This is a genomic window from Bacillus crepusculi, assembly GCF_014764715.1.
Taxonomy (GTDB): Bacteria; Bacillota; Bacilli; order Bacillales; family Bacillaceae; genus Bacillus.
The window spans coordinates 529,389-544,343 of the sequence record NZ_JACXXE010000002.1; the positions used below are offsets into that span (position 1 = coordinate 529,389).

Annotated in this window: 14 protein-coding genes; 10 read left to right on the top strand and 4 right to left on the bottom strand. The window is 42.6% G+C overall.

Annotation, left to right across the window (positions count from 1 at the left end; translation table 11 throughout):
- Nucleotides 1–56: 56 nt before the first annotated feature.
- Entirely contained in the window at nucleotides 57–1,373 is a 1,317-nt protein-coding gene (locus tag IEE86_RS06615) for a sensor histidine kinase (protein ID WP_191096486.1), read from the top strand.
- Nucleotides 1,370–2,302, top strand: coding sequence for a response regulator (locus IEE86_RS06620; RefSeq protein WP_191096487.1), 933 nt, complete (start codon nucleotides 1,370–1,372; stop codon nucleotides 2,300–2,302). The genes IEE86_RS06615 and IEE86_RS06620 overlap by 4 nt, the downstream gene beginning before the upstream one ends.
- Before the next feature lie 18 nt (nucleotides 2,303–2,320).
- Here IEE86_RS06620 and IEE86_RS06625 read toward each other — a convergent pair whose 3' ends face one another.
- A complete protein-coding gene (locus tag IEE86_RS06625; RefSeq protein ID WP_191096488.1) occupies nucleotides 2,321–2,926 on the bottom strand; it encodes a TetR/AcrR family transcriptional regulator in 606 nt (201 codons plus the stop codon).
- Between the two features lie 88 nt (nucleotides 2,927–3,014).
- Between IEE86_RS06625 and IEE86_RS06630 the strand changes: the two genes are divergently transcribed.
- A complete protein-coding gene (locus IEE86_RS06630) occupies nucleotides 3,015–3,563 on the top strand; it encodes a hypothetical protein (RefSeq protein WP_191096489.1) in 549 nt (182 codons plus the stop codon).
- Nucleotides 3,564–3,598: 35 nt separating this feature from the next.
- On the opposite strand, the gene IEE86_RS06635 is transcribed toward IEE86_RS06630, so the two are convergent.
- The 3 genes from IEE86_RS06635 to IEE86_RS06645 are packed head-to-tail and all read right to left on the bottom strand — an operon-like array spanning nucleotide 3,599 to nucleotide 6,166.
- A complete protein-coding gene (locus tag IEE86_RS06635; RefSeq protein ID WP_191096490.1) occupies nucleotides 3,599–4,537 on the bottom strand; it encodes a metal ABC transporter substrate-binding protein in 939 nt (312 codons plus the stop codon).
- A 13-nt stretch (nucleotides 4,538–4,550) separates the two neighbouring features.
- Entirely contained in the window at nucleotides 4,551–5,423 is an 873-nt protein-coding gene (locus IEE86_RS06640) for a metal ABC transporter permease (protein ID WP_099728513.1), read from the bottom strand.
- Nucleotides 5,423–6,166 (bottom strand): metal ABC transporter ATP-binding protein, encoded by a 744-nt coding sequence (locus tag IEE86_RS06645; protein ID WP_191096491.1) that lies wholly within the window; start codon nucleotides 6,164–6,166, stop codon nucleotides 5,423–5,425. The genes IEE86_RS06640 and IEE86_RS06645 overlap by 1 nt, the downstream gene beginning before the upstream one ends.
- A gap of 428 nt (nucleotides 6,167–6,594) precedes the next feature.
- On the opposite strand from IEE86_RS06645, the gene IEE86_RS06650 reads away from it, so the two are divergent.
- The 7 genes from IEE86_RS06650 to IEE86_RS06680 all read left to right on the top strand — a co-directional run bounded on the left by IEE86_RS06650 (nucleotide 6,595) and on the right by IEE86_RS06680 (nucleotide 14,887).
- Complete coding sequence (locus tag IEE86_RS06650) at nucleotides 6,595–8,694, top strand: heavy metal translocating P-type ATPase (protein WP_191096492.1); 2,100 nt, start codon at nucleotides 6,595–6,597, stop codon at nucleotides 8,692–8,694.
- 142 nt (nucleotides 8,695–8,836) lie between these two features.
- On the top strand, nucleotides 8,837–9,523 hold the full coding sequence (locus IEE86_RS06655) for a DsbA family protein (RefSeq protein ID WP_191096493.1): 687 nt from the start codon (nucleotides 8,837–8,839) through the stop codon (nucleotides 9,521–9,523).
- Complete coding sequence (locus tag IEE86_RS06660; protein WP_099681985.1) at nucleotides 9,520–9,933, top strand: disulfide oxidoreductase; 414 nt, start codon at nucleotides 9,520–9,522, stop codon at nucleotides 9,931–9,933. The genes IEE86_RS06655 and IEE86_RS06660 overlap by 4 nt, the downstream gene beginning before the upstream one ends.
- A 148-nt stretch (nucleotides 9,934–10,081) precedes the next feature.
- The gene (locus IEE86_RS06665) at nucleotides 10,082–10,693 is read left to right on the top strand and encodes a trimeric intracellular cation channel family protein (RefSeq protein WP_191096494.1); all 612 of its coding nucleotides are present in this window, start codon (nucleotides 10,082–10,084) and stop codon (nucleotides 10,691–10,693) included.
- A 330-nt stretch (nucleotides 10,694–11,023) separates the two neighbouring features.
- Entirely contained in the window at nucleotides 11,024–13,039 is a 2,016-nt protein-coding gene (locus IEE86_RS06670; protein ID WP_191096495.1) for a Na+/H+ antiporter, read from the top strand.
- 63 nt (nucleotides 13,040–13,102) lie between these two features.
- The gene (locus IEE86_RS06675) at nucleotides 13,103–13,972 is read left to right on the top strand and encodes an ROK family protein (protein WP_191096496.1); all 870 of its coding nucleotides are present in this window, start codon (nucleotides 13,103–13,105) and stop codon (nucleotides 13,970–13,972) included.
- A 69-nt stretch (nucleotides 13,973–14,041) separates the two neighbouring features.
- On the top strand, nucleotides 14,042–14,887 hold the full coding sequence (locus IEE86_RS06680; RefSeq protein WP_191096497.1) for an aldo/keto reductase: 846 nt from the start codon (nucleotides 14,042–14,044) through the stop codon (nucleotides 14,885–14,887).
- The last annotated feature ends 68 nt before the right edge of the window (nucleotides 14,888–14,955 follow it).

The following is a 14,955-nucleotide window of genomic DNA, read 5'->3' on the forward strand; positions in this document are numbered from 1 at the left end:
GTTTTTCTCAAGCTCACATAGTATACTATCGTCAATTATTAGGGATGTGACTGCGTTTGAATCTACTGAAAAAATGGCTGAATACAGAGCCTTATTTAATTGTGATGCTCATTGTACTGACACCGATTGGCGGAGAGCTGAAATTTTATCCGTTTGAGGACAGCTTCCGCGTCAGCTTTGGAACCGTTGTCTTTTTCTTTATCCTGCTTCAAATGAAAAAGTTCCCGGCATGGGTAAGCGGCATTATTGCAGGGGGATCTGTTTTTGCGTTTCGTGTGCTGCTTGATACAGCAGTAACAGGCCATCTGCCGCTGGAAGAGGCGGTTTCATTAAGGTTTCCTTCCCTGCTTTATTATATCGTCTATGGTACACTTTTTTATTTATTACAGGTCAGACGTTTCCGCGATAGGCCTTGGCTGATTGGAGCGACAGGCATCATCATGGAACTGTGTGCGAGCATTGTTGAGATGGTTGCGCTTCGGGGGACCATTGATGAAATTTTAACCATTCGGACGCTATTTCAGCTATTTGTTTTGGCGATTTTCAGAAGCTTTTTCGTATTGGCTTGTTATACAATGATTCGGCTGTACGAAGAGCAGGCGAGAGAGCGTCAGATGAAAAAGGAAAAGGAACATCTGCTCATGCTGCTGTCAAATCTCTACACGGAATCTACATACTTTCATAAGACACTTGCACATGCTGAGCACATTACAGCGACATCCTATCAATTGTATCAATCCCTTCACCACGCAAAGGATGCAGAAACATTAGATTTGAAAAAGCTCGGAAAAACAGCCCTGCAAATTGCAGGAGAGGTGCATGAAATCAAAAAGGATAACCAGCGGATTTTTTCTGCTCTATCAAAGCTGATTCATGAGGAAAATTTTCAGGATTATGCCAGTCCTGCCCATATCGCTGGGCTTGTGATTCGCATCCATGAAAATTATGCAGAATCACTTAAAAAAAACATTGTCTTTCATTATGATGAAGATGGGCAGCATCCCGCCTATCATGTGTATACCATTCTATCTTTGTTAAATAACATTGTATCCAATGCCGTTGAAGCCATTCCAGTTAATGGAGATGTGTCACTATTCATTTCGCGGGAAGGGAAAGATGTCATCTTTCAAATTAGTGACAACGGGCCTGGCATTAAAGAGCGCAATCATCATGTCATTTTTAAACCAGGTTTCACTTTAAAATACGACCAGGCTGGGAATCCATCAAGCGGCATTGGTCTTTCCTATGTGAAGGACACAGCGGAGAAGCTTGGCGGAAATGTTGAGATGAAGAGTGTTCCAAATCAACAAACGATGTTTACATTAACGATACCAGTTGATCAAGTCAGTCGAAAAGAGGGGATTGGGAGATGAGATTTTTTATTGTCGATGATGATGAAGCTGTTCGTTCTTCACTGGCTCAGCTCATTGAAGATGAAGAGCTTGGCATTGTGGCTGGGGAAGCAGAGGATGGCGCGGAATTAACAGCCAGCTACTTAAACGATTTACATATTGATATCTTATGTATTGACCTTCTGATGCCGGAAAGAGATGGTCTTGAAACGATTCGAGCCATTAAGGATGAATTTCATGGGAAATACTTAATGCTGTCACAGGTAGAAACAAAGGAATTAATCGGACAGGCCTATACGCTTGGCGTCGAGTATTATGTGACAAAGCCGATCAATCGTGTAGAGGTATTAAGTGTGCTCCACCTTATGATTGAACGTCTTCATTTAGAGCATTCAATTGAAAATATTCAGCATTCGCTCAAATCGGTGATGCAGTTCCAGCAGCGAGGCCAGACGAAAACGAAGCAGCGGGGGAAAAGTCTTGCTGAGGCAGGTCAATTTTTACTGGCGGAGCTTGGAATTGTCGGTGAGAAGGGGTCTAAAGATTTATTAGATATGATTCTCTTTACAGATCAGCATCTAGCGATACATGCTGATCAGCACGATTCCTTTCCATCTTTAAAGGTTATTTTCACTGGAATCACGGAGGATAAATTAAATGAGCCTTACACATCAGCAGACATCGCAAGAGAAGCGAAGGCAGCGGAACAGCGGGTAAGGCGTGCGATCAACCAATCATTGAAACACATTGCATCGCTCGGGTTAACAGATTATTCCCATCCAACCTTTGAAAACTATGCATCTAAATTTTTCGATTTCACCATTGTGCGAAAGAAAATGAGTGAATTGACAAAAGAGTCAAGCGGAAGAGAGGAGCATACCCGCATCAATGTGAAGAAATTTGTGCAGGTGCTCTACTACGAAGCAAAACGTATTTTTATGGAAGATTAAAAAAGACATGCTCTCCAATTAGGGAGACATGTCTTTTTTTGTGATGGATTGCAGGTGCATCTGCAGGACGGAGCGGATGAGCTGAGGCGGTAGGCGATGAGGCTGCAAGATGCCATTTAGCGCGAGCCCATTGATGACCGCATAAAGCCGCTCAGTTTCTAGTGAAGGATCGATATGATCTAGCAGAAGCCCATCCTCTTTCAATTTCATTAAACAAAATTGAACCGTTTGGAAAAGCTCGTCATACATTTCTGCATTGAGCTGCTGTAAATCGGGTTCAGTCAGCGATTTGACCGTAAAAGCCTGCCACACCTCCATTTCAAATCTTCGTTCTTCATCAAGTGGAAGGACCTGCTCCAATAAAGTAAGGACATTTTCTTTAGTTGAACCGTTTAATGAAAGTTCTGTCATTCGCTCCTTCACTCTTTCCTGAATCAGATTCATAGAGAACAGAAATAACTCCTGCTGTGTGGAAAAGTAATGACGCATAGAGCCGGCAGAAATCCCAGCTTCAACCGCTATTTTCCGTACAGACGCATTCTCTAATCCCTCTTGTTTAATGACTCTCATCGCAGCTTGAGCGACCTTTTGTTTTTGTTTTTGGTGATCGACGATTTTTGGCATACATTGATTTTAGCATAGCTATTGTTTTTTTAATACGACTGTGTTAAGTTTTATTTAATACAATTGTGCTAAAAAGGGTGTGGGAATATTGATCGGGTTATTGATTGTGGCTTGTGAAATTGGCTTTTGGCTGTTTATTCTAATGGGTTTAACGCTGCGTTATGTGTTTAGACAGAAAAAGTGGGGAGCATTCTTCCTGATCTGTACGCCGATTTTGGATGTAGTCCTTCTTGCGGCTACTTATATGGATTTAAGGCAAGGGGCGGTGGCGAGTGTCATCCATGGACTTGCGGCTGTTTATATTGGTGTGAGTCTCGCCTTTGGGCATCAAATGGTGAAATGGGCAGATGCTCGCTTCGCTTATCGATTTGCAGGAGGACCGAAGCCAAAGGGAAAACCAAAGTATGGGAAAGAGCGGTCTGTGTATGAAATGGTTGGCTGGGCGAGGCATTTCGTCTCTTATGTCATCGGAGCTGGTTTACTAGTGGGGCTCACCTATCTCATCCAAGCACCAGAACGAACAGAATCACTGATGCAGCTCGCCGGTGTGTGGGGGATGGTTTTAGCTATTGATTTTGTCATTAGCATCAGCTATGTGATTTGGCCGAAAAAACATCCGCAAAATATAGCAGGCTAACAGAAAAGACAGGCGCTCACTCCGCCTGTCTTTTCTTATGATGACAATCCCTTGTAAATGGTGTCAATATTCCACTTCATCATTTGATAGTAGCTGTCTCCATCTTCACCTTTCTTTCCAATGGAGTCAGTGAATACTTTTCCTTTAATCGGAACCCCAGTTTCTTCAGAAAGGCTTTCAAGGCTGCGTTTATCTACACTTGTTTCAAGGAAGAGAGCAGGCACTTGATGATCTTTAACAAAATGAATGATACGCTTCATTTGCCCAGGTGTTCCTTCGCTTTCTGTATTGATCTCCCAAATGTAGCCCGCTTTCAGTCCATACGCATCTGCAAAATACTTGAATGCCCCCTCACTTGTGACAAGGAGCTTTTTGTCCTTTGGAAGCTGATCAAACTTGTCTTTTGCCTCATCATGAAGAGCTTGAAGCTTCTTGATGTAGGCGGCTGCATTTTTTTCGTAATCTTCTTTATGCTCGGGGTCTGCTTCAATGAGCGCATCTCGGGCATTTTGGGCATAAAGAATCCCATTTTCGACATTCAGCCATGCGTGGGGGTCCTGCTGGCTTTCCAGCCCTTTAGACGATAAATGTTTCACTTTCACACCCTTGCTCAGCTCAGCTACCGGTGCCTTATCTCCATCCTTGCCGCTTGATTCAAGTAGCTTTTGAAACCAGCCGTTCCCTGTTTCAAGATTTAAACCATTATATAGAACAAGGTCTGCATCCGTCGTGTGCTGAACATCCTTTGGCAGTGGGTCAAATTCATGTGGGTCTGTACCAATAGGAACAATGCTGTGAATAGAGACATGCTGCCTGCCTATTTCCTTCACAATGTCATAAAGAATGGAATAGGTCGTGACAACTTTCAATTTGCCATCCTCTTTGCCTGAATGATTTTGCTTAGTAGAACAGCCTGCGATCACCATAAGGGCAATGAATACTGCGGTCAAACGGATTGCAAATACCTTCTTCATATAGGTCCTCCTTTTACATCGACGCTTCCTTTTTTAACTGCGTTCGTTTTCGTTTTGATTTTAATGATCTCCATAAAATGCCTTGCTTTGGTGAAAAGATAAAGGCACTGCCGAATAAAATGGTCGCAACCAGCACGATGGAAGCACCAGACGACAAGTTATACGTAAAACTTAGCCCAAGTCCCACGATGGCAGAAACAGCACCGAAAAAAGCAGATAAATAAATCATGATCCATAGCCGGTCTGTCAAGAGATAAGCGGTAGCAGCCGGTGTGATTAGCATGGCCACGACAAGAATAATCCCTACGGTTTGCAGCGACGCAACGGTCACAAGGGTCAATAAGGTCATGAGAAAATAATGGATCATTCGATTGGGTAAACCGTAAACAGAAGAAATGACCGGATCAAATGAACTAATGAGCAGTTCTTTATAGAACACGATGACGGCCAGTAAAATAAAAATGCCGATTCCAAGCGTAATCCACATATCAGATGAACGAACAGCTAGTACGTTTCCAAACAAGATATGATATAAATCACTGGAACTTTTCAAAAATGTAATTAAAATGATCCCGATTGAAAAAAAGGCGGTGAAGACAATGCCAATGGCAGAGTCATTTTTAATGCGGCTGTTTTGACTCACGTATCCGATGCCTATCGCTGTTAGCACACCCGTTAAGACGGCCCCGAAGAAAAAGTTAATCCCTAGCATATAAGAGATGGCAACACCAGGCAGCACGGCGTGTGAAATAGCATCTCCCATTAGAGCCATGCCGCGTAAAATGATAAAGCAGCCGATGACGCCGCAAATGATGCCTACCATGACGGATGTAAATAACGCTTTTTGTAAAAACGCATACTCAAAGAGTCCGGTTAAGAATTCCATTACACGTCTCCTCCTGCTGTTTTTAAGAATGGTAGCTGCGTTTCATACGCCTTTAGCATCACCTCTGGACGCAGGATGTCGTGTACAGGTCCTGCTTTGATCAGTTTTTTATTTAAAAGAACGAGGTGGCTGAAGTAATCATCAGCTTTACTTAAATCGTGGTGGACGACTAGAATGGTTTTCCCTTCATCTCGTAATTCCTTCAAAATGCGAATCATCGTTTCTTCACTTGCCATATCAATTCCGACAAATGGTTCATCTAAACAAAAGAGCTGTGCGTTTTGCGCAAGTGCTCTTGCAAGAAAGACACGCTGCTGCTGGCCGCCGGATAATTCACCGATCTGTCTTTTGGCAAAGTCCTGCATCCCGACCTTTTCTAAGCAATGGTATGCATAGGCCCGGTCTTCTTTTTTCGGTCGTTTCATTAGGCCGAGCTTCGGATATGTTCCCAGTAGAACGGTATCCAGCACATGAATAGGAAATGTCCAGTCTAGGTCATTTCTCTGCGGTACGTAGGCAATCTGTTTTCTGACTTGTTTAAAGGGCTGTTCAAAAAAGTGAATATCCCCTTGATCTTTTTCAATTAAATCCAAACATGCCTTGAGTAAAGTCGATTTACCGGCACCATTTGGACCAATGATTCCTGTCATCGTCCCTTTCTGTATGGAAAGAGAGATGTTCTCTAATGCATCCTGTCCGTGATATGAGACATGAAGACGGTCGATTGTTAAAGCATTTGACATCTCTTGCGGCCCCTTTCAATCATCATTGCGTTTCCTAAAGATATATGCATAAACTAAATAATTTTGACTAAAGGATGAAATGATTCGCTAATGCCATTTTGTTTCCTTAGGGAAAATTTTATTTTATTTTAAGCGTATGTCCCTCATTTGTAAAGAGAAATGATGAACTCATCTCATCAAAGCACAAACGATTGTTTTTATGTTATGCAAGGAGCGGGGGACATGAGCTTGGTTTATTGAAAATCCAAGTGACCCGAACAGGCACAAAAAAACAAACCATTTGTTTATAAATCATTGACAGTTGATCAGAACTCCGCATATAATAAGGGTAATTCAATATATGAATATATGCTCATATATAATATCTACAGCGGCTGATAGGTTTGATTGAATCAGGGAAGGCTACTTATATAGAAAAAGGTGAGAACATGAAAAAGATGAAGGATGAATACGTATTAAGCGGTCTTGATTGTGGAAACTGTGCACGTAAAATCGAAACAGGTGTCAGTAAAATGGATGGCGTTGAAGCTTGCTCCGTTAACTTTGCGACAGGCACATTGACGGTCACACATGCAGATAAGCAAGAAACGATGTCAAAGCGTATTGAAAAAACCGTTCAATCCATTGAACCTCATGTGAGTGTATCACCAAAAGAAGAAGGACATCACCACGATCATGATCATGGGACGAAGAATTTAAAAACGATTGTGCTGAAATTAATTGGCGGTGCCGTCATTGGAACAGCAGCTTATTTTATACCTGAAGATGGTTTATTGAAATTCATCATGTTTTTCGCAGCGTATTTACTAGTCGGCGGTGATGTCGTCTTTAAAGCGCTGAAAAATATTGTACGCGGTCAAGTATTTGATGAGAATTTCTTAATGACCATTGCAACGGTTGGGGCATTTGTTATTCAGCAATATCCAGAGGCACTGGCTGTCATGCTGTTTTACCAAATTGGAGAGCTTTTCCAAGGGGCGGCAGTGAACCGTTCAAGACGATCAATTAGTGAATTAATGAATATTCGCCCTGAATATGCGAATCTCAAAGTAGGACATGAAACGAAAAAAGTGAAGCCGGAGGAAGTAAAGGCGGGTGACCGCATCGTTGTTAAGCCAGGTGAGAAAATTCCGCTGGACGGACTTGTTATTGAAGGTTATTCACTTGTGGATACCTCTGCATTAACAGGGGAATCTGTTCCTCGAGATGTAGAAGCAGGGAATGAGGTTCTCGCAGGATTTGTGAATCAAAATGGAATTCTTGACATTGAAGTACAAAAAGAGCTAAGCGAATCAGCGGTGTCGAAGATTTTAGATTTGGTTGAGAATGCGAGTAGCCGAAAAGCACAGACAGAAAACTTTATCACAAAGTTTGCAAAATACTACACACCGGCTGTCGTTGTATTAGCATTATTGCTTGCTTTTGTGCCGCCGCTTTTCATTCCATCAGCACAATTGTCTGACTGGGTGTACCGGGCGCTTGTCTTTCTCGTGATCTCTTGTCCTTGTGCACTGGTTGTCTCTATCCCGTTAGGTTTCTTCGGTGGAATCGGTGCAGCTTCTAAACGAGGCATCTTAGTGAAAGGCAGTAACTATCTTGAAGCGCTGAACTCTGTACGCTATGCTGTGTTTGATAAAACAGGCACCCTCACAAAAGGGAATTTCACGGTGACCAATATCGTGACAACTAGCGACAAATGGTCAGAAGAGCAGCTGCTTTCTTTTGCGGCTTTAGCAGAAGCGCATTCCTCTCATCCTATTGCTGAATCGATTAAGGCTGCATACGGCTCGCCGCTTGATGAGAGCCAGATTGAAGCATATGAGGACATTGCAGGACATGGCATTAAAGCCACAATCAGCGGTTCCCATGTTTTAGCGGGAAATCATCGCCTGATGGAACGAGAAGGCATTACGTATGAAAAAGAAAAACGAAGCGGAACCGTTGTATACATGGCCATTAATGGTGAGTTTGCCGGATCTATTTTGATTGCAGATGAATTAAAGGATGATGCAATTGAAGCGATCTCTGCTTTAAAAGCATCTGGGATTCAAACAGTGATGCTCACTGGTGATTCTAAGCAAGTTGGAACAGCGGTCGCACAGCAAATTGGCATTGATGAAGTGCATGCAGAATTATTGCCGCAGGACAAAGTAACGAAATTAGAAGACATTGATCAGAAAAAAGCCCCTCACGAAAAATTATTGTTTGTTGGGGACGGCATTAATGATACACCGGTATTAGCAAGAGCAGACATAGGGATTGCGATGGGCGGACTTGGATCAGATGCAGCTGTAGAAGCGGCTGATGTCGTCATCATGACAGACCAGCCGTCAAAAGTTGCAGAAGCCATTGCTGTTGCTAAACGAACAAGAAGGATTGTATGGCAAAATATTGCGTTTGCTCTTGGGGTCAAAGGCGTGTTCCTATTACTTGGTGCCTTCGGTATTGCGACCATGTGGGAAGCCGTTTTCTCGGATGTCGGTGTAACGGTACTCGCTGTTTTAAATGCGATGAGGGTCATGAAATAAAATTGTAAGGAAAAATTCATGAATACCATCTTTCATAATGGACCCCCTCTTGTTAAAATAGAAGAAGTTGGATAATGGCATTTTTCTAAGCTATTATCCTTTTTCTTTTTTAAGGAATGAAAAAGATAAGGTAGGTGCTTTTGTGAGTAAAAAAAATAATCAATCTTCATCCATTAAATTTGCTGTCATTTTAACCATCATTGCAGCTCTTCTCATCGGTATTTTCGTTGTGATTGGAGGCAATAACAGCAAAGAAGCACAAACAGTGGACAGTAAGCCTTCTATTAAAGGGCAGCCTGTCATGGGAGACAAAAACGCAGCGGTGCAAATCGTCGAGTTTGGGGACTACAAATGTCCATCATGTAAATCATTTGAAACAGACATTTTCCCAAAACTGAAAGCAGACTACATAGATAAAGGCGATGTATCCTTTTCATTTATTAACTTACCACTGCCTGTTCATGGAGATGGCGCAGTGTTAGCAGCACTAGCTTCTGAAGAAGTGTGGAAAGAGGATCCAAAAAACTTCTGGGCATTTCATGAAGCGGTCTATCAAGCACAGCCAGATAGTGAAGCTGAATGGGTGACACCTGCTAAGCTGACGGAACTAGCGAAGAAGACAACAAAAATTGATACGGACAAGCTGAAAGACAACCTTTCCAAGAAAACGTATCAATCTCAGCTGAACACAGACGATCAGCTTGTGAATGAATTCAAAGTCAATGCAACACCAACGATCTTCATTAACAATAAACAAGTCCAAAACTTCTATGACTATGATGAAATCAAAGAATTAATTGATCAAGAGCTTAAAGGGAAAAAATCATGAAAAATAAGTTAGTTTACTTATACAGTGCTTGGATTGTCTCTATCGTTGCGACGATGAGCAGCCTGTATTTAAGTGAAGTAAAGAAGTTTATTCCATGCGACCTGTGCTGGTTTCAGCGCATTTTCATGTACCCGCTCGTGCTTTTACTTGGAATCGCTACATTCCGCGGTGATGTCAAAGTGAAATATTACGTCCTGCCTTTGGCTGTGATTGGTGCTTGTTTTTCCATCTATCATTATATGGAACAAAAGATACCAGGCTTTGCATCAATTCGCCCTTGCCTGAGCGGCATTCCTTGTTCCTTTGATTATCTAAATTGGTTTGGTTTTATCACCATTCCACTCTTAGCACTTATTGCATTTATTCTCATCATCATCAGTATGTTGCTGTTAAATGCAAAAGAAGATTGAGAGGGTAGCCTGCGTTCAAGCGGGCTATTTTTTATTTTTGCAAAAAGATAAAATTTAAAGAAAATTTGTATTGCTTTTCGCCTGTGTCAGATATACATTAAGGGGAGAGTGTTAGATGATCAGATCATGGTAAGGAGATAAGCGGAAAATGGCATGGGAAGTCTTAAGTATCATTGGCATTATCGCATTCGCCATTAGTGGTGCGATTGTGGCAATGGAGGAAGAGTACGATATTCTTGGTGTGTACATTTTAGGGATTGTGACCGCATTTGGCGGTGGAGCGATTCGTAATCTATTAATCGGTCTCCCGGTGTCTGCTTTATGGTCACAGGGGAAGATGTTTACGATTGCACTCGTGTCCATTACGATTGTGTTTCTATTTCCAAAGCTCTTGCTCAAGCATTGGAGTACATGGGGGAATTTCTCGGATGCGATCGGATTAGCAGCGTTTGCGATTCAAGGCGCATTATTTGCTGTGCAAAGAGAGCTTCCGCTCAGTGCGGTCATTGTGGCAGCCATTTTGACTGGAAGCGGCGGCGGAATTGTGCGTGATTTATTGGCAGGGCGAAAGCCACTTGTGCTAAAAGCAGAGATTTACGCCGTATGGGCAGCACTTGGCGGCTTATTTGTAGGTCTTGGTTTAGCCCAGGGAGAGCTTGCTTTGTATCTGCTGTTTCTCATCCTTGTCGTATGCAGGGTTTGCTCCTACTTATTCAAATGGCGGCTTCCCGCTAGGTCTTATTTTTTAAATAAAGGGTAAAGCGAAAAAGGGCGATTCCGCTCTTTTTTTTGCGCTCATTTTGTTTGCTACGAGCTGGATGTCAGCAGATGATGGAGTTTTCGTGTAAAATAAAAGCAGGGTCTTTTGTTCATCATTGGAACAATACATGTGATGAAAATTTTGTCAGCTGGCTGAATATCTAGATTCAGCCTTTTTTTGCCTAGATGGATTGTTATGTGTTTGGTTTTATTTTTTGCGGAATACTAAAAAAGCACTTATGATCGGACGGATGAATCAATATGAAATGAACACATCTTTGCATGTAAGCAAAACTTGACGAAAAAATGAAATTAGGAGGGACATGTACTAGTGGAGATTTTTTTGGCAGTGCTCGTATTACTGGCACTTATTGCATCATCTAATATTATCAATCGTTTTGTACCCTTTATTCCGGTCCCATTAATTCAAGTGGGCTTAGGCATTTTGGTGGCCGCTTTTCCTTCAGGTTTACATATTTCTTTAAATCCTGAGCTGTTTTTCGTGTTATTCATTGCGCCGTTATTATTTAATGACGGGAAGCGTACCCCAAGGGATGAGCTATGGAAATTAAGAGCACCGATTCTCCTTTTAGCGCTTGGCTTAGTGTTTGCGACAGTCATCGTAGCGGGATATACCATTCATTGGATGATTCCAAGTATACCGCTTCCAGCCGCATTTGCGCTTGCAGCGATACTATCACCGACAGATGTGGTCGCAGTGAGTGCCTTATCCAGCCGTGTCAATATGCCAAAAGGCATCATGAGGCTGCTGGAAGGCGAAGGGCTGATGAACGATGCGTCAGGACTTGTCGCCTTTAAATTTGCCATTGCCGCAACGGTTACTGGGGCCTTTTCGATTGCTGAGGCATCCTTTAGCTTTGTTCTGATTGCCGCTGGTGGTTTATTGACCGGATTTATTCTATCCTTTTTTATCATTCGTTTTCGCTATTTTCTCCGCCGTTTAGGAATGGACGATGTCACGATGCACATCATCCTGCAAATCCTCACGCCATTTGTCATCTATTTAGCAGCTGAAGAAATTGGTGTTTCCGGCATTTTAGCGGTTGTTGCTGGTGGTGTGACGCATGCCATTGAGCAAGATCGAATGGAAGCGAATTTAGCCAAACTACAAATTGCTTCTTCAAACACATGGAATATTATTTTATTTATTTTAAACGGCCTTGTATTCGTTTTACTTGGATTGCAGATTCCGGATGTGTCCAAAGTCATTTTCCAGGATGAAGCATTTAACAATATGCAGGTCATCAGTTATATCTTAATCATTACGTCGTGTCTGATGGTGCTCAGGTTCTTATGGGTATGGCTGTTCTGGGCAGGTAACTGGAGTGTGACGAAAAAGCAGAATGTGAAAAAACCGAAGCTTCGCGCCTCGATGCTGATGACATTCTCTGGTGTTCGTGGGGCTGTCACATTAGCCGGTGCCTTCTCCATCCCATTTACACTTGCGGACGGTTCACCCTTTCCAGAGCGGCATTTGATTATTTTTCTGGCAGCAGGCGTCATCTTATGTACACTCATTTTAGCTAGTGTGTTACTCCCTATTTTATCTGAGAAAAAAGACAAGCAGATCGACGTGGACTTGGATACAAAGATTCAGCATGCCAAACGGAAGCTGCTGAGAAGTGCCATTAAAACCTTAAAAGAAGGAATGAATGAGGAGAACAGGGAAGTGTCCCTTGCACTCATCAATGATTACCGAATGAAGCTAAGGAATATCCAGCGTGAACCGTACCAGTTCGGGATGAGAAAACAAGAGAGAAAAATCAGGCTGCACGGCATTAAAGCCGAGCAGATGAAACTTCAGCAGCTCATTGAGGAAGAGAAAATTGACAAAGAAGAAGCGTATGAGCTGCAAGAGAGATTTCATGAGCTGGAAATGCTCTATTCAAACTCCTTCAAAATTCGTTTTTCAAAAGTGAAGTTTCTGCGCTTGCTCCAATGGCTCCAATTATGGCGGCCGGATGAGCGCGGTTCAAAGGGCATTTTAGGAAACGAGGAATCGTACAAACAAATCCGTAAGAAAACCGCCGAAGCTGCAGTGGATTCGATCAAACAGCATATGACAGATGAAAATAAACAGACCTGTCATCAAGTCATTGGTTTTTACAATCAAGTGATTTTCCGCTGTGAGCACAGTCCATCTTTCTTTCAGCAAAAGGATATTGCCTTTGACAGAAAGAAAAAGGAGCTCAACTTCCAAGCTGTACAAACGATTCGAAATGAAATTCAAACCTTATATGAAAATGGTGAAATCAATCGTGATATTGCCCATCATTTAAGGGAGTATATCAATGATATGGAAGCAGTCTTGCTAACCAATACGTGATGTTGTCATCTCCTCCCCCATGTTTTATGATGAAGAAAGAGAACGAGCAGGGGGAGATCAATGATGGCGTATTATGGAGCAATTGAAGCTGGTGGTACAAAGTTTTGTTGTGCGATTGGCAATGAGCATGGGGAAATTGTAGAGGAATGGACGATTCCTACAGAGCATCCGGAAAAAACATTACAAAAGCTCATTCCTTTTTTTCAACAACATGAAATTGAAGCATTAGGAGTCGGCTCCTTTGGACCGATTTGTGTCCAAAAGGACGATCCTTCTTACGGTTATATCATGAACACGCCGAAAGTGGAGTGGAAGCATTACCCGTTCATCCCAGAACTTGAAAAGCAATTAGGTGTCCCTGTGCCCTTTACAACAGATGTGAATGCGGCAGCACTAGGTGAATTAACAAAAGGGGCAGCCAAAGGGCTCAGCAGCTGTATGTATATGACGGTCGGAACGGGGATTGGTGCCGGAGCTGTTGTGAAAAATGAGCTTCTTCATGGGTATTCACATCCAGAGATGGGACATATTCTTGTCAGGCAGCATGAATCAGACCCGTTTGCAGGTGTCTGCCCGGCGCACGGTTCTTGTTTAGAAGGACTGGCCGCTGGACCAGCGATTGAGAAACGATGGGGAAAACCAGCCAAAGAGCTTACCCAGGAAGAATCGGTTTGGGCACTTGAAGCGGATTATTTGGCACAGGCATTGATGCAATACACGCTCATATTAAGCCCAGAGCGCATCATTATGGGCGGAGGCGTCATGAAGCAAAAGCAGCTATTTCCGCTGATTCGAAAGAAGCTTGCTGCCTATGTAAATGATTATGTAGACCTGCCGCCGCTTGATACATACATTGTCTCCCCGGGACTTGAGGACAAGGCTGGCATGACAGGCGCTTTATTTTTAGCCATCGAAGTTAAGAGAAACGCCTGATAATAGAGTTTTGCAGCGCAACATGAGATAATGAAAAAGATGGAATCTATAAAAAAGGTGGTTGTTAAAATGGTCAAAAGCTTGAATGATACCGTAACACTGAATAACGGAGTGGAAATGCCTTGGTTTGGTTTAGGTGTATTCAAAGTGGAGGACGGCAATCAAGTCGTAGATGCCGTAAAAGCAGCCATACGTAACGGATATCGCAGTATTGATACGGCTGCCGTTTATAAAAATGAGACAGGCGTAGGGAAAGCCATTAAAGAATCTGGTGTGAAACGAGAAGAATTGTTCATTACGTCTAAAGTATGGAACACAGATCAAGGCTATGACAAGGCGCTCGCTGCATTCGACGCAAGCTTAAATCGGCTAGGTCTTGATTACTTAGACCTCTATTTAATTCATTGGCCTGGTCCAAATGCAGATACATTTAAAGACACATGGCGTGCGCTTGAGAAGCTTTATAAAGATGGAAAGGTCAGAGCGATTGGTGTCAGCAATTTCTACATTCAGCATTTAGAAGAGCTGTTAAAAGATGCCGAGGTTGTCCCAGCTGTGAACCAAGTCGAGTTTCATCCAAAACTGACGCTTGTCGAACTGCGTCAATACGCAAAGGAAAAAGGCATTCAAATTGAAGCGTGGTCGCCTCTTATGCAAGGGAAGCTGCTAGATCATGACGTATTGAAGGACATTGCTACACGCTACAACAAATCTGTTGCTCAGGTCATCCTGCGCTGGGATCTGCAAAGCGGCGTCGTAACGATTCCAAAATCAATCAATGAAGAACGCATTAAACAAAATGCAGACATTTTTGACTTCGAGCTTTCTCAAGAACACATGGAAAAAATCAATGCATTAAACAATAACGAGCGCGTCGGCTCAAATCCAGAGACGATGACGGTTGGGTTTGAATAATAACAAAATAGAGTGATGTTAAGAACACCTTTCGATAGGACTTGGGAGTGATAGACTTCTAAGACTAT

Excerpts from the sequence above, each read along its gene's own strand:
- IEE86_RS06620 (WP_191096487.1), top strand. The coding sequence starts at position 1,370 with ATGAGATTTTTTATTGTCGATGATGATGAAGCTGTTCGTTCTTCACTG.
- IEE86_RS06625 (WP_191096488.1), bottom strand. The coding sequence starts at position 2,926 with ATGCCAAAAATCGTCGATCACCAAAAACAAAAACAAAAGGTCGCTCAA.
- IEE86_RS06635 (WP_191096490.1), bottom strand. The coding sequence starts at position 4,537 with ATGAAGAAGGTATTTGCAATCCGTTTGACCGCAGTATTCATTGCCCTT.
- IEE86_RS06640 (WP_099728513.1), bottom strand. The coding sequence starts at position 5,423 with ATGGAATTCTTAACCGGACTCTTTGAGTATGCGTTTTTACAAAAAGCG.
- IEE86_RS06645 (WP_191096491.1), bottom strand. The coding sequence starts at position 6,166 with ATGTCAAATGCTTTAACAATCGACCGTCTTCATGTCTCATATCACGGA.
- IEE86_RS06650 (WP_191096492.1), top strand. The coding sequence starts at position 6,595 with ATGAAAAAGATGAAGGATGAATACGTATTAAGCGGTCTTGATTGTGGA.
- IEE86_RS06660 (WP_099681985.1), top strand. The coding sequence starts at position 9,520 with ATGAAAAATAAGTTAGTTTACTTATACAGTGCTTGGATTGTCTCTATC.
- IEE86_RS06665 (WP_191096494.1), top strand. The coding sequence starts at position 10,082 with ATGGCATGGGAAGTCTTAAGTATCATTGGCATTATCGCATTCGCCATT.
- IEE86_RS06675 (WP_191096496.1), top strand. The coding sequence starts at position 13,103 with ATGGCGTATTATGGAGCAATTGAAGCTGGTGGTACAAAGTTTTGTTGT.
- IEE86_RS06680 (WP_191096497.1), top strand. The coding sequence starts at position 14,042 with ATGGTCAAAAGCTTGAATGATACCGTAACACTGAATAACGGAGTGGAA.